Source organism: Acinetobacter sp. GWC1_38_13 (genome assembly GCF_001767535.1).
Classification (GTDB): domain Bacteria; phylum Pseudomonadota; class Gammaproteobacteria; order Pseudomonadales; family Moraxellaceae; genus Acinetobacter; species Acinetobacter junii.
The window spans coordinates 1-15,149 of sequence record NZ_MELG01000103.1 but is presented as its reverse complement, the minus strand read 5'-3'; the positions used below and the strand labels follow the sequence as shown (position 1 = coordinate 15,149).

Below are 15,149 nucleotides of genomic sequence, written 5' to 3'. Positions count from 1 at the left end.
CCTACTCGTCATTTGAAAAAGATTGAGGAGAATTTTCTCGACAATCTGAAACTAAACTTGGTTGCCACCCTCCCTGCTCGATATAGTCAGATTGAGCCAACCAAAACCCTTTAGGGCTAAAAACCCCAAGCATAACATTTTCCACGACTAATATTTGAATTGTATGACGGAACCAAGGCAAAATCTGTGCTTCTTGAATCGCTTTTTTCAGTGGCCAATGCCCGATTCGCCCGTAAAGATGAATTTTTTCACCACCTTGACGTTTAATCAATTTTAAATCTTTATTTAATAATTGTTTGGAAAGACCTATATCTTGCGTCAATATTTTGAACTTACCTGAAGCAGTTTGAATCATTTCTTCCAAGTTGTAAGATTGATTCATAATAGGTTGAATTGGAAAAAGCTTTTCTGCGTACAGCTCTGCATGAGTTAGACGATACAATTTTTTCTGGTAGCGGACATAATAATAAGAATTAATATGTAAAGTTGCTTGTGCATCAGGCTTAGCAAAAATCACTTCATCTTGAAGTCGTTTGACCATGTCATAACTTGGGCGGTATTGATCTTTGCCTTTTATCCAAGCGGACAACAATTGACGTTTGCGTGCATCCGATAATTCCAACAGGCGAGTTAAATCCAGCTCATTCTCAGTTGCACATAATTTCCAATCACTTTGCAGCACATCATCTAAAATTTCTGTGGCATCTTGCATCAGATAACTCGTTCGTGACACAGCTGATTGCATTTTTGGGAAGCGCTTTTCTAATACAGGCCATAACTCTTCACGACACCATGCCCGATCATAATGAGTATCATGATTTGTTGGATCGACAACATAGTCAAAACCAATTTGTTTAGCCCACTCCTCAATTTGCTGTCGGCTGAGCTCTAAAAAAGGTCGCCATATCGTCAAATCTTTTCGGACATCATATGCTTGCATGGCGGATAAACCATTAACACCTGCACCTGAAAATAAACGCAATAGTAGAGTTTCAGCTTGGTCTTGTTGATGATGAGCTAACACCAAGATTTCATGACTTTTTAAATGCTGTATATAGGCTTGATAGCGTGCATGACGTGCTTGCTGCTCAAGATTTCCTGCATCGACATGTACTTTTTGGATCACACAAGGAATGTTTAATTGTTCAGCTTGTTTCTGAACTAAATATCCCCACTCCGTACTGCTCGATTGCAACTGATGATCAACATAAATTGAACGGGTTTGACTTGGGAAAATTTCGGACATTAGATACAACAACAGCATGGAATCCATGCCGCCGCTGCACCCAATTAAGAATTGAGTATCTTTAGAAAAATGCTGTGTTTGTGCTAAGACGCGATGCCTAAATTGCTGCTGCCAAACTTCATTAAACGTTGATAACGTGCTTCGCATCGTGCTTGAGCATCCATCGGTTGCAATTCTTCTAAGGCTTGTTTGAGTACATCTTTCAAATCATGCATGACTTTCTCAGGTTGCAAATGTGCCCCCTCACCTTCATCCACAACATACTCCACAATTCCAATCGCTTTCAATTTGTCAGCAGTCAGAGCTAAGGCTTCACTCGCTTGCGCTGCTTTATCAGCAGTTTTCCATAAAATAGAAGCACAACCTTCTGGTGAAATCACAGAATAAATACTGTGTGAAAGCATAATTACTCGATCTGCCACACCTATACCTAGCGCACCACCTGAACCACCTTCACCAAGTACAGTCGCAATCACTGGCACTTTCAAACTAGAAAGCTGAGCCAAACTGGTTGCAATCGCTTCTGCTTGTCCACGCTCTTCTGCACCAACACCTGGATAAGCACCCATGGTATCGACAAAAGTAAATACAGGTAAATTAAAACGCTCAGCCATATCTAGCAAACGTTGTGATTTACGATAGCCTTCTGGGTTACACATACCAAAGTTATGTTGTAACTTCTCACGCGTACTACGTCCACGATGTTGACCAACTACCATTACGGGTTGTCCGTCAAAACGAGCAAGACCACCGATCATGGCGCCATCATCACCATACAAACGGTCACCGTGAAGTGCATCAAATTCAGTAAAGATTTCACTAACATAATCTAGAAATTGCGGGCGTTCAGGATGTCGCGCAATTTGAACCGTAGCCCAAGCCTTGGACTGAGTCGCTTTATTTTTCATAAGTCGTAGATAATCCCTAACAAGGATGTATTGTTAATCAACAAAATTGTCTGACTGAATATTTAACTCAATGTCCCAATTCTTAAACTGCACTTGCTCATCATGCAAATCAGCAACCAATAAAGGCCATTGTTTAGCATCGCCAGAAACGCTGAGTTGCCATTGTTGACCATTTACAACACTCAGTTCAATGGCAGGAAGCATCTGATCACTACGACTATGGTTCAGCAAAACAGCGAGGCGTAATAGCAAACACAAATAAAGTAAATGGCTGCCACCCACCTTCATTACATCATTTTTTGCATCTGCACGTAATTTACGACGATGGTGCGATACAAGATGAGAGAGGTGATTTTGATCGATTTGAGAGAAACCGGGGATATCAGAATGCTGCAATAAATATGCACCATGACGATGATAACCACCATGACTAATCGCTAATCCAATTTCATGTAAATAAGCTGCACGACGTAGTAAGTCACTGTCTTCAGTCGTTAAATTTAAAGCGCCTGCAACGCCATCAAACAATTGTTGCGCGGTATTCACTACACGTTCGGCTTGTTTAGGATCAGCGTTGTAACGTCCCATTAATGCTTGCACACTACGGTCACGAATATCTTCATGTTTAAATCGACCTAACAGGTCATACATCACACCTTCACGTAATGCACCGTCAGAATATGCCAATTTATCAATATTCATCACTTCAAAAATAGCGTACAAAATTGCTAGACCAGCTGGCAAAACTGCTCGACGATCTTCGCGTAGTCCTTCAAAATCAATTTCAGAGACATGTTTGAATTTTAACAAACGATCTTTTAACTTATATAAACCTTCACGGGTCAGATTTTCTTGCTCATCACTTAAACCTAGATTCACAGAAATCTGGCGACAAGCTTTAATCGTCCCGCTGGAACCGACTACTGTATCCCAGCCTTCTGATTTATATGTATTTGCGATTGCAGAAAGCTCTTTACGCGCAGCAACTACCGCTTTATCAAAGGCTTTTGTTGAAATCTCACCATCTGCAAAATATGCCTTACTAAAGGCAACGCAACCCATTTGCAAGGATTCAGTATGCAAAGGCTCAAACTCTTCACCAATAATAAATTCTGTTGAACCACCACCGATGTCAACGACTAAACGTCTGCCACCATTTGCCATGGTATGAGAAACACCTAAATAAATTAGACGAGCCTCTTCACGACCAGCAATAATCTCAATTGGCTTTGGTAAAATTTCAGCAGCTTTTTGAATAAACTCGTGACCATTTTTAGCTTGTCGTAACGCATTGGTTGCCACAATTCTTAAACGATTAGGTTGAACAGAACTTAAACGCCCAACGAATCGAGCTAGACAAGCCAAACCACGCTGTTGCGCAGCTTCAGTTAAATTTTTATTTTCATCGAGTCCAGCGGCCAACTGAACCTTTTCTGACATTGAAGCAACTTTCTTAACCTCTCCGTGATCTACACGAGCAATTGCCAAATGGAAACTATTCGATCCCATATCAATCGCAGCAAGTAATTCTTCATCAATCAGAAAATCAGACATTCTTCATATAAACCCATGCTCAATTCACGCATTAGAGTAATTCACATGCTTAGAATTTTAAAGTCATTTTAAGCAATAAAAGCAGCAGATTTTCTCTTTTTAACACATAAATGATTGTATAAGTCGATAGTGAACATCGTGAGCATCCATTGGACTTTTCATTTTGATACTTGAATAATGGCAACAAACCCTTACATTGAATAAAGTAGCAATGTAATATTCATCGTGAAGATGATTGAATTCGCACTTTATTTCTAAATTTTGGAGCAACCTTATGTCTGCGACTATTGTTAATACAACTGATGAAAACTTCCAAGCAGATGTTTTAGATGCTGAAACTCCTGTACTTGTAGACTTTTGGGCTGGTTGGTGTGCACCTTGTAAAGCAATTGCACCTGTCCTAGAAGACCTTTCTAACGAATATGCAGGTAAAGTAAAAATCGTTAAAGTCGACGTAACTGCATGTGAAGAAACAGCTGTGAAATACAATATCCGTAATATTCCAGCTCTATTAATGTTCAAAAATGGTGAAGTTGTTGCTCAACAAGTTGGCGCAGCTCCTCGCTCAAAACTTGCTGCATTTATCGATCAAAACGTCTAACTTTATTTAGATTGAATCCGACTTGAAATACGTTATTAGTCTAATAGCGTATTTCCTCGTATAAATTGACATTTTCCTTGATTTAACCTATATTACTGGATCAAGAAGCTTTGAATGGAATCTACTTCATCGCGCTTCTTACAAGACACAAACATAAGATCGCCGCTCGGCAATAACAATTGTTTTCACATTTCTCTCTGAAACAATGAACCAGACTACTGAATTGTGGTTGTGTAAATACAATTACATCAGCACGTATGTATGCGGTCGATTTTTTATTCTTTCCCTAACATTATCCTCCACTTATTCCATTCTGTCTGACCACTTATGAACTTAACTGAACTCAAGAAAAAACCCATTGGCGAACTCATTAAAATTGCGGAGTTTATGGGCCTTGAAGGCATGGCACGTAACCGTAAACAAGATATTATTTTTGCCATTTTAAAGCGCCATGCCATGAATGGCGAAGAAATCTTTGGTGATGGTGTTCTTGAAATCCTTTCTGATGGCTTTGGTTTCCTTCGCTCAGCCGCTGGTTCATATTTAGCTGGACCAGATGATATTTATGTGAGCCCATCACAAATCCGTCGTTTCAACCTTCGTACTGGTGATACCATTACAGGTACAATTCGCCCACCTAAAGAAGGTGAACGTTATTTTGCTTTATTAAAAGTAAATCAAATTAACTACGACACACCAGAAAACTCGCGTAATAAGATTTTATTCGAAAACCTCACCCCATTGTTCCCAACTGAACAACTCGTTATGGAACTAGGCAATGGTACAACTGAAGATCTCACTGCACGTGTAGTAGATTTAGTGGCACCAATTGGTAAAGGTCAACGTTCAATCATTGTTGCACCGCCTAAAGCGGGTAAAACAATGTTATTACAAAACATTGCTCAATCAATCGTCCGTAATAATCCAGAAGTATTTCTGATTGTTCTTCTTATTGACGAACGTCCCGAAGAAGTAACGGAAATGGAACGTACAGTACGTGGTGAAGTGGTTGCCTCGACCTTCGATGAAGCACCAGCTCGTCACGTACAAGTTGCGGAAATGGTGATTGAGAAAGCAAAACGTCTAGTTGAGCATAAAAAGGATGTTGTGATTCTGCTTGACTCAATTACTCGTCTTGCACGTGCTTATAATACTGTCATTCCTTCATCTGGTAAGGTACTTACAGGTGGTGTAGATGCCCATGCATTAGAACGTCCAAAACGTTTCTTTGGTGCTGCACGTAATATTGAGGAAGGTGGTTCACTTACAATCATTTCGACCGCATTAATCGAAACAGGTAGTAAGATGGATGATGTCATTTACGAAGAATTCAAAGGTACGGGTAACCAAGAGATTACGCTTGATCGCCGTATCGCAGAGAAACGTGTATTCCCTGCAATGAACATCAAGAAATCAGGTACTCGTCGCGAAGAGCGCTTAATGGGTGAAGAAAACTTACGTAAAGTCTGGATTCTACGCAAATTATTACATCCAATGGATGAGCTTGCCGCAATGGAATTTTTATTAGATCGAATGAAAGAAACCAAGACGAATGATGATTTCTTTGATCAAATGAAACGCAAAGCATCAACATAACGGCAACATAAAAAAGCCACCTCAATGGTGGCTTTTTTTAATTGGTTGACAAGATTACATATTTTTTACATTTAAATCGCATTCCCCAATAAAAATACAAACAATTGATTTTACTAAAAATAATTAAATACAGCCTCAGAAAACATACAACAAACCAATCAAAAAACAATTATCAATAGTTATTTTCTATCAAAAAATAGCCAATTTTTGTCAAATTTTGTCGTTTTGTTGGACAGAACAGTAGTAATTCATGATTTGCTTTGATAGGATAGCCACAGACCAGTTAGGCTGCTCCCTGCGTTGTTACCTAAAAGCGTTTAGGAATATTAAAAGCACAAACAGACTAGCTAAGGTTTTTTTTAATCTCACAATTTTATGAGAGTGATGCCATGTTATTCAAAAAATTTGCTGTTGTTGCTGCTATCGCTACTACTTTAGCTTTCGTTGGTTGCTCTAAGAAAGAAGAAGCTGCTACTGATGCAAACGCTGCTGCTTCTGAAGCTGTAGCTGCTGCTTCTGAAGCTGTTGAAGCTGTTGAAGTTGCTGCTTCTGACGTTGCTGCTGCTGCTTCTGACGTTGCTGAAGCTGCTTCTGACGTTGCTGCTTCTGACGTTGCTGCTTCTGCTGCTCAATAATCTAATTTTAGATTATAAAAAAGAGAACCTTACGGTTCTCTTTTTTTATGCTTGATATTTTTATGTTCAATTTTAAATAAAGTAGATATAAAAAAGCAGATCAATCGATCTGCTCATTTCCAACACGTTGCCTAAATTTCTGACCCGCCCTAAACGTCACTACACGACGAGCAGAAATTGGAATTTCTTCGCCAGTCTTAGGATTTCGCCCTGGACGTTCACGTTTATCACGCAATTCAAAATTACCGAATCCAGAAAGTTTGACTTGTTCACCCGCAATTAAGGCTTGGCTTATTTCATCAAAAAATAGCTCAACCATTTGCTTTGCTTCTCGGCGATTTAAGCTAGTAAGCTCACTTAAATGGTCCGCCATCTCTGCTTTTGTTAATGCTGTCATGAGGCCCTCAATGTCGCTTGGTAAGTGTCTTCCAACACTTGAATAATGTTATCCATACCAGATTTGATCTCAGCATCTTCAAGCGTACGAGTCGGATGCTGCCATAACAAAGCAAATGCCAATGAGCGCTTGCCCTGTTCAACCCCTTGCCCCGTATACACATCAAATAACCAAGTTGAGTCGAGTAACTCACCACCTGTTTGTTTGATTAACTGCTGAATATCTCTTACCTCAATCTTATCAGAGATTAAAAGCGCAATATCACGTCTAACCGATGGAAAACGTGATAATTCTGTAAAATTAGATACATAAGATTGCAAAACAGCCTGTTGATCCAATTCCGCAACCCAAGTAATGCCTAAATCAAGTACATTTTCTAATGATGGGTGCAAACGCCCTAAATATCCAATTGACTTGCCATCAACCAATATTTCAGCAGATTGACCAGGATGTAACCACTCTCTTTCGGTACGAATATAATCAGCATTCACACGACCAGCAGCTAATATCTCTTCTATTTCGCCTTTAAAGTCAAAAAAGTCCATCGCTTGCGGCTTGATATGCCAAGACTCAGGAGTACGTGAACCCACCGCAATCAATGCCAGTGTTGGGATCTGTTTAAGATCATGAATATCTTTTGCATTTTGATAATCAAAACGCAAACCTAATTCAAAGAAGCGTACACGTTGCTGTTGGCGGTTTAAATTATATTGAACACAAGGAATCAAGCTTGATAATAAAGTACTACGCATAGCCGCTAAATCACTAGAAATCGGATTAGCAAGCATTAAAGGTTGTACATTTGGATTTAACTGTTTTTCCAATTTTGCATCAGCAAAACTAAAACTAATCGCTTCTTGATAACCTAAAGTTGCAACAGTTTGACGAAGCTGCGCGACTTCGAAACGATCCTGATATTTTTCTAATTTCACATCAATTTTTGGCAAACTGATTTGAATGTTGTCATAACCGTGAATACGTGCAACTTCTTCAATCAGGTCTTGATAGATTGCCATATCATAACGATGTGATGGTGGAACAACACTCCATTCACCTTGAGCTCTAGTTTCCACCATACAACCCAAACGAGCTAATGCATCAGCAATAAACTCACCAGCAACTTCATAACCCAGCAACTGATCGACTTGTGATTGCTTCAGTGGAATTGCTTCTCGTTTTGGTAATAACTCAGCTTGCTCTGCTACTGTAATTGGGCCAAATTCTCCACCAGCAAAAGCCTGAATAAGCTCAGAAGCACGGTGCATTGCCATCATTGGTAACTCGAAGTCGACACCACGCTCATAACGTTGAGATGAGTCAGTATGCAAGCCAAAACGACGCGCACGACCAGCAATTGCTAAAGGTGCAAAGAAAGCACTTTCAAGGAAAATGTCTTGAGTATCATCAGTAACTGATGAGTCCAAGCCACCCATAATACCTGCAATCGCTAAAACCTTTTGATCATCAGCAATGACCATGATGTCATCTTGCAATTCAACTTCTTGATCATTCAACAGCATCAATTTTTCTTGAGGCTGTGCTTGGCGAACTTGAATTGATCCTTCGATTTTTGCTAAATCAAAGGCATGCATCGGCTGACCCAACTCCAGCAATACATAGTTGGTCACATCAACCAAAATACTATGTGTGCGAATCCCTGAACGAGCGAGGGCTTGTTCCATCCATTCAGGTGTTTTAGCTTTAACATTTACATTTTTTACGATACGACCTAAATAGCGCGGTGTACCTTCAGTTGTGATATTAACGATTTTCTCATCAGCAATTGTTGCTGCTATTGATTGAATCTTAGGTTCATTTACATTCAATTGATTGATGACTGCAATTTCACGTGCAATACCACGAATACTAAAACAATCACCACGGTTTGGCGTGATACTGATGTCAATCACATTGTCATCAAGTTTTAAATATTCACGGATATTCATGCCAACAGGCGCATCAGCAGGAAGCTCTAACAAGCCATCAATCTTGTCTTCTAAATCGATTTCAGAAGCACCACATAGCATACCTTGTGATTCAATACCACGAAGCTTGCCTTTCTTAATTTTGAAATCGCCTGGTAGTACTGCACCAATGGTTGCAACAGGTGCCTTCATTCCTACACTGACATTTGGCGCACCACAAACGATTTGTAATGGATCACCAGAGCCAATATTTACAGTCGTAACACGTAAGCGATCTGCATCAGGATGTTGTTCAACAGTGAGTACTTCTCCAATGACGACACCTGTAAATGGCTTTGCCACAGGTGCAAGTTCATCGACTTCCAGACCAAGCATGGTCAATTGATCAGAAAGGGTTTCGCTATCAATCGCTGGGTTCACCCATGTGCGTAACCAATTTTCACTAATTTTCATCTGTATAAACCTTATTTAATCCTGAAAAACTGTTAGGCAAACTGGCGTAAAAAACGCACATCATTTTGGTAGAACATACGTAAGTCATTGATGCCATAACGCAACATTGCAAAACGCTCTACCCCTAAACCAAAAGCAAAACCTTTGTATTTATCAGGATCAATACCAGAAGCACGAAGTACATTTGGATGTACCATGCCACAACCTAAAACTTCCAACCAACGACCGCGTTCATCCATAATATCCACCTCAGCACTTGGTTCAGTGAATGGGAAGTAAGATGGACGGAAACGCACTTTTAAATCTTTTTCGAAAAATTCATTCAGAAGATTAATCAATAGACCTTTTAGCTCAGCAAAGCTGGTGTTTTCAGCAACGTACAAACCTTCGATCTGATGGAACATCGGCGAATGCGTTTGATCCGAGTCACAACGATATACACGGCCAGGGCACACAATGCGAATTGGCGGCTGACTCGTTTCCATGGTACGAATTTGTACACCCGAGGTATGAGTACGAAGTAAATGCGTTGCATCGAAATAGAAAGTATCATGCATCGCGCGTGCTGGATGATGACCTGGAATATTTAAGGCTTCAAAGTTGTGATAATCATCTTCAACTTCTGGGCCATGTGCAACCTGAAAGCCGGCTTTGGTAAAGAATTGACAAATACGTTCCTGAACTTGAGTCACAGGATGGATGCTTCCCATACGCTGACCGCGACCAGGCAAAGTGATATCAATCGTTTCGCTTGCTAATTTTTTTGCCAACTCAGCTTGTTGTAGTGTCTGCTGACGTTCAGTCAAAGCAGCATTGATAGCCTCACGAACAGCATGAATCGCAGCACCTTGTACTTTGCGCTCTTCAGGATCCATTTTTCCTAATGCTTTAGACTGCTCTGCAAGCTGGCTTTTTTTCCCTGTAAATTGCACACGAACTTGGTCGAGTGCGGCAAGGTCTTGAGCCGCTGCAATGGCAGCAAGCGCTTCAGTGGTCAGGGCTTCCAGTGACATAGTAACTCTCAAAGCAACAAATTATAGAAATATAATAAAACGCTATAGTTTATCAGCTTTTTACCTAGTTTATGAAGATAAAGGACTGTTTAAATAGAGTACTTTTTAGCGTTAAACTTTATGCCCAAATGGACAACAAATGCCTGTGGTGCAATAAATTTTCGCAAAAAAATAATCAATATCTGAATAAAATGTATAAGATACGAGTATCGTCAATGAGAAACAATAACGATGGCGCTTGATCAAATCTGGAAACAACAACTTACACTTGTTAGCTATGGCAATGAATTTCTTGCAGGAAATCTAAACTTTAATCGCTGGATCGAACATCCTATTTTCAGTAAAAACTGCTTAATCTTCAGAGATCTACTATCACAACATTTGCTGGCACAACATTTCCAAATTTGGCTTGAGGGTTTGAAAAAACAAGGCGTCAAAAAACTAAGCTTACATCTTTCTAGTATTCTCAACGACGAACAAAATCCTAATCCTAATGTCGAACTTCTACCATTCGCACATTTTATTGTAAGCCATCAAACCAATAAAAAAACCGCTTGGATTTGCGGACATGAACTCGCTGAATGGTTTAACACTGATCAGGAGTTTGAAATACCTTTTTCTCAAAAAAACACAATAAGAGAAGAGACATTTTGGCGCTATGAATTAAATGATAAATACGCTAAAAAAATCGATACTGATTTACAGAAAATCAATTGGAACGATGTCTCAAAATTTTTAGAGCGCGAATTATTCAATAGCAAATATGCGGAATACTTTTTAGAACCTGAACAACAAGATTTCCCATTTTATGGCTACGAAATAGATCATAATCAGCCTGATGAAACACTTTTGGCGTTGATCCCAACAGATTATCCAGCTGATTGTGCTCATCAATTATTACATCGAACACAAGCACTTATTGACTACTTAGAAGAACAAAAAAAGCACCCTTATACAGATTCTGGTGAACTCATCAGCCCTGAAGAACAAATCAATCTTCGTAATTTTTCACAGAAGGCTGAGGATTTATTCGCTAAATTAATCGTCAAAACAGCAAATCATTATCAGACAGCTCAACTTACCATGGATGAACCAGAGATCATCGACCGAACTATGGAAATCCCACAACAGTTCAATGAAGCTCATCCACACAAGGTTGGAACTTCTAGCGTGATTAAATTAATTATTCTCACAGTCATTATTTGTTTGGTTGCTTATTATTTTGGGCTTTAATAAAAGCGTACAGCTTTTAATTATATTAAATTTCCCATTGATAAATTAGCTCCGTTATTCCTTCGCCGAACTCTGGAAGTTCGGCTTCTCCAATCAATTCAGCTCCAATCTTTTCATAAAAGAAACGACTGGGGTTCTTATTAAAAACCTCTAAACGAATAAACTGATATCTTTTCAGAACAACATAGTCGTAAAAGCATTGAAACATTTCACGCCCAACACCTTGTTTTTGGATGTCCTGCAAAAGATAAAAAGCGCGAATTTCAGCCACATTATTTTCAGGATTTAAAAATCCATCTAAAAAACCCTTTATTTTTTGATCTTCAATATACACTAACAATTGATGATCTAAACTTCTTGTGATTGCTTGCCATAATATCAATTTTTCCTGAGCATCTAATTGATCTAATATTTCTTGATTAAGAATATTTGCGTAAGTTTCTTTCCAGCACTGCACGTGAATCTCAGCGATTTTAGCTGCATCTCCAAAGTTAGCTGTACGTATTTGACCTTTTCGATTGCTTTGCAATTCAACCTCCACAAAAACTTGTTCAGGTAAATGTTGATCACCCAACTTGTATATGAATGTTAAAGAAGCAAAAACCGTGCAAAAGCGAACTGATTATTAAGATAATTTTTCTAAATTTAAAAATATTTAGCAATAAAGAATATAGTTTTTCATAATTTAAATCAAATACTTAAGTTGAAAAATCAAGACTACTTAGAGCAATAATTTACGGGTAGAAAAAATAAATTTTGAATACTCCTATTATTTTAGGAGATTTTATTGATCTCTAATTATTCTCTATTACTAAATCCTAAAACCATAAAAAAGACCGCTAAATCCTAAAACCATAAAAAAGACCGCTAAAAAGCGGCCTTCTTTTGAATCTCTAAGCTTATGCAGCTAATGCGCCTTTAGCTTTTTCAGCTAAAGCAGCAAATGCTACTGCATCATGCATAGCGATGTCAGCTAATACGCGACGGTCGATGATCACTTGAGCTTTTTTCAAGCCATCGATCATACGGCTGTAAGACAAACCGTTTTGACGAGCACCAGCATTGATACGCGCAATCCATAAAGCACGGAATTGACGTTTCTTTTGACGGCGGTCACGGTAAGCGTATTGACCAGCTTTGATTACCGCTTGGAACGCTACGCGGTAAACGCGTGAACGAGCACCATAGTAACCTTTAGCGCGAGCAAGAATTTTTTTGTGACGACGATGAGCCACTACACCACGTTTTACACGAGCCATTTATAATCTCCTTAGATGTATGGGCACATAGCACGAACTGATGCAACGTCACTTACGTGAACCATTACACAACCGCGCAATTGACGGATACGCTTAGCAGATTTTTTGGTCAAAATGTGGCGCTTGAATGCTTGTTTGCGCTTGAAACCGTTTGCAGTCGCTTTGAAGCGTTTAGCTGCACCACGGCGAGTTTTTAACTTAGCCATAGTAACCTCTTTTAGGCACCTGTTCGGCGCGTTTGCACTATTGCAAATCGACCTGCAGGTAAGGAAGGCAGCATGATATAACATCTGCGAATAAAACAAAAGTAAAATGCTCATTTTTTGAGTAAGAGCAAGACTTTTACTCAAACGAAATTTTCCATCATTAATTCTCAAAATACGAGAAACTTACATTAATTACTTGCTTATAATAGCTTCAATTCCATCATAAATACTCGAAATGAATACACAACAAGATGCTTTTGCTGCATTGCGCTATCGAGATTTCTCTATCGTTACCTTGAATCAATTCTGCTTAACATTGGCAATTCTGATTCAAGAAATTATCGTTGCTTATTCACTATATCAAATCACACGTGATCCACTCACATTAGGTTTTATCGGTTTAGCTGAAGCCATTCCATTTATTGCGCTTTCCTTATGGGGTGGTTATTTTGCAGATAAGCTCAATAAGCAAACCATTATGAAGGTCTGTTTATTTTTTGCAGCACCATTGCCACTCGTGCTCTGGGCACTCTTCCATTTATATGGTTTAGAAAAGATTAGTGTCTCAACTTTGTCATGGGGAATTTACGCAGTCATTTTTGCATTAGGAACAATTCGAGGTTTCTACAATCCCTCAGCAACCTCTCTCAAGCCATTTCTTATTCCACGTGAACTTTATGCGAATGGTGCAACATGGACGACGATTGGTTGGCAAAGTGGCGTGATTATCGGTCCAATGTTAGGTGGATTTATGCTGGCATTTCTTGGGCGAGAGACCAGCTTGTTCGCAGTCACTGGATTGTTAGTGACTTGTTTTATTCTGATTACCCTACTTCAAAAAAGAACTTTTCCAAAAATGGAAACGGAGAACGTTCTTCAAAGTCTGACAGACGGTTTTCGTTTTATTTGGAAAACCAAAATTGTCTTATGGGCCATATCATTAGATCTTATTTCAGTATTATTTGGAGGGGTAATTGCACTTCTGCCTATATTTGCTGAGGATATTTTAAAGGTCGGTCCAGAAGGATTGGGATATTTACGTGCTGCTCCATCAATTGGTGCGTTGTTAACAATGATTGTTTTAACCAAATTTCCACCAACGCATCATGCTTGGCGAAATATGTTATTCGCTGTTGCTGGTTTTGGTATTTTTACTATTCTATTTGCATACTCAAATAACATTTGGCTATCTCTATTTGCACTTGCAATGACGGGTGCATGTGATAGTGTTTCTGTTGTTGTTCGTCAAACCGTCTTACAAATTTTCCCTCCTGAGAATATGCGAGGTCGTGTTGCTGCGGTTAATGGCATGTTCGTTTCTTCAAGCAATGAACTCGGCGCTTTTGAATCTGGTTTAGCCGCTAAGTATATGGGAACCATAACTGCAACCATTTTTGGCGGATGTATGACACTTGCTGTGGTGACTTATTGTTGGTTTAAAACTACTGATTTATTTAAAGTCGATATCACCAAAGGTTCGGATCATTAGAACACTTAGGGAAAGCGAGCAAGCTTTCCCTACCCTCAGAAAATGCCTAGATATAAAGCATATAAAGTTAAATAACGCCCACCTTTGGCAATCGTAACGATCAGCAAAAAGCGCCAAAAATTTTCTTTCATCAATCCTGCAATTAAAGTGATCGGATCTCCAACGACAGGTGTCCAGCTTAATAATAAAGAATAGAAACCATATTTATGATAAATCTGTTGTGCTTGTACTAAACGCTGTTCAGAAACAGGAAACCATTTTTTATCTTTAAAATGTTCAATTTTCAGCCCTAACCACCAGTTCACACATGAACCTAATACATTGCCTACAGTCGCAACTAAGATCAAATAAAATGGATTAGAAAGCCCCTGCACCAGTAAAGTCATTAAGACTGCCTCTGACTGTAGAGGCAATAATGTCGCTGCACCAAAAGCAGAAATAAATAACAAAAGATAAGAGATCACGAAACTTTGGACTCCGATTTAGATCGGACAATATAACTTAGGCTTGAATATAAAAATGGAACAATAAAAGCAATCCAAAATGCGGCATCAGATTTAATCATTTTCTGTAATATTGTTAATTGTATCTCACCCTCTGAAACAGCATTCCAATCAATCAACAGTGTGAGATC

At 39.1% G+C, this 15,149-nt stretch carries 15 protein-coding genes; 5 read left to right on the top strand and 10 right to left on the bottom strand.

Annotated features, from left to right (window positions below; all coding sequences use genetic code 11):
• Nucleotide 1: 1 nt before the first annotated feature.
• From tilS to ppx, 3 genes are read right to left on the bottom strand one after another with little or no spacing between them, the layout of a single operon-like run.
• Entirely contained in the window at nt 2-1,393 is a 1,392-nt protein-coding gene (tilS, locus tag A2003_RS10935; RefSeq protein WP_286687355.1) for a tRNA lysidine(34) synthetase TilS, read from the bottom strand.
• Entirely contained in the window at nt 1,330-2,154 is an 825-nt protein-coding gene (locus A2003_RS10930) for an acetyl-CoA carboxylase carboxyltransferase subunit alpha (RefSeq protein ID WP_004906758.1), read from the bottom strand. Before A2003_RS10930 ends, tilS begins: the two co-directional genes overlap by 64 nt.
• A gap of 33 nt (nt 2,155-2,187) precedes the next feature.
• Complete coding sequence (ppx, locus tag A2003_RS10925) at nt 2,188-3,708, bottom strand: exopolyphosphatase (protein WP_004906756.1); 1,521 nt, start codon at nt 3,706-3,708, stop codon at nt 2,188-2,190.
• Nucleotides 3,709-3,982: 274 nt separating this feature from the next.
• On the opposite strand from ppx, the gene trxA reads away from it, so the two are divergent.
• The 3 genes from trxA to A2003_RS10910 all read left to right on the top strand — a co-directional run bounded on the left by trxA (nt 3,983) and on the right by A2003_RS10910 (nt 6,540).
• Complete coding sequence (trxA, locus tag A2003_RS10920; RefSeq protein ID WP_004906753.1) at nt 3,983-4,309, top strand: thioredoxin; 327 nt, start codon at nt 3,983-3,985, stop codon at nt 4,307-4,309.
• A gap of 327 nt (nt 4,310-4,636) precedes the next feature.
• Nucleotides 4,637-5,905 carry a transcription termination factor Rho gene (gene rho, locus A2003_RS10915; protein WP_004955720.1) on the top strand — a complete coding sequence of 423 codons (1,269 nt, stop codon included), beginning with the start codon at nt 4,637-4,639 and terminating at the stop codon, nt 5,903-5,905.
• A 389-nt stretch (nt 5,906-6,294) separates the two neighbouring features.
• Nucleotides 6,295-6,540: a hypothetical protein gene (locus A2003_RS10910; protein WP_099948121.1), complete on the top strand. Its 246-nt coding sequence runs from the start codon at nt 6,295-6,297 to the stop codon at nt 6,538-6,540.
• A gap of 100 nt (nt 6,541-6,640) precedes the next feature.
• Here the strand turns inward: A2003_RS10910 and A2003_RS10905 are convergent, their stop codons facing one another.
• From A2003_RS10905 to pheS, 3 genes are read right to left on the bottom strand one after another with little or no spacing between them, the layout of a single operon-like run.
• Nucleotides 6,641-6,937: an integration host factor subunit alpha gene (locus A2003_RS10905; protein ID WP_004664224.1), complete on the bottom strand. Its 297-nt coding sequence runs from the start codon at nt 6,935-6,937 to the stop codon at nt 6,641-6,643.
• Nucleotides 6,934-9,315, bottom strand: a complete 2,382-nt coding sequence (pheT, locus tag A2003_RS10900) for a phenylalanine--tRNA ligase subunit beta (protein WP_286687354.1) — start codon at nt 9,313-9,315, stop codon at nt 6,934-6,936. The genes A2003_RS10905 and pheT overlap by 4 nt, the downstream gene beginning before the upstream one ends.
• Before the next feature lie 32 nt (nt 9,316-9,347).
• Nucleotides 9,348-10,328: a phenylalanine--tRNA ligase subunit alpha gene (gene pheS / locus A2003_RS10895; protein ID WP_004955712.1), complete on the bottom strand. Its 981-nt coding sequence runs from the start codon at nt 10,326-10,328 to the stop codon at nt 9,348-9,350.
• Between the two features lie 231 nt (nt 10,329-10,559).
• Between pheS and A2003_RS10890 the strand changes: the two genes are divergently transcribed.
• Nucleotides 10,560-11,561, top strand: coding sequence for a hypothetical protein (locus tag A2003_RS10890; protein ID WP_286687353.1), 1,002 nt, complete (start codon nt 10,560-10,562; stop codon nt 11,559-11,561).
• A 25-nt stretch (nt 11,562-11,586) separates the two neighbouring features.
• Here the strand turns inward: A2003_RS10890 and A2003_RS10885 are convergent, their stop codons facing one another.
• The 3 genes from A2003_RS10885 to rpmI form a co-directional block, all read right to left on the bottom strand.
• On the bottom strand, nt 11,587-12,090 hold the full coding sequence (locus A2003_RS10885) for a GNAT family N-acetyltransferase (protein WP_286687352.1): 504 nt from the start codon (nt 12,088-12,090) through the stop codon (nt 11,587-11,589).
• Nucleotides 12,091-12,460: 370 nt separating this feature from the next.
• Nucleotides 12,461-12,820 (bottom strand): 50S ribosomal protein L20, encoded by a 360-nt coding sequence (gene rplT / locus A2003_RS10880; RefSeq protein WP_000124858.1) that lies wholly within the window; start codon nt 12,818-12,820, stop codon nt 12,461-12,463.
• 11 nt (nt 12,821-12,831) lie between these two features.
• Nucleotides 12,832-13,026: a 50S ribosomal protein L35 gene (gene rpmI / locus A2003_RS10875; protein WP_004637967.1), complete on the bottom strand. Its 195-nt coding sequence runs from the start codon at nt 13,024-13,026 to the stop codon at nt 12,832-12,834.
• 235 nt (nt 13,027-13,261) lie between these two features.
• On the opposite strand from rpmI, the gene A2003_RS10870 reads away from it, so the two are divergent.
• Entirely contained in the window at nt 13,262-14,515 is a 1,254-nt protein-coding gene (locus tag A2003_RS10870; RefSeq protein ID WP_286687351.1) for an MFS transporter, read from the top strand.
• Nucleotides 14,516-14,550: 35 nt separating this feature from the next.
• Here the strand turns inward: A2003_RS10870 and A2003_RS10865 are convergent, their stop codons facing one another.
• Nucleotides 14,551-14,976, bottom strand: coding sequence for a YqaA family protein (locus tag A2003_RS10865; RefSeq protein WP_026057386.1), 426 nt, complete (start codon nt 14,974-14,976; stop codon nt 14,551-14,553).
• Nucleotides 14,977-15,149: the final 173 nt, after the last annotated feature.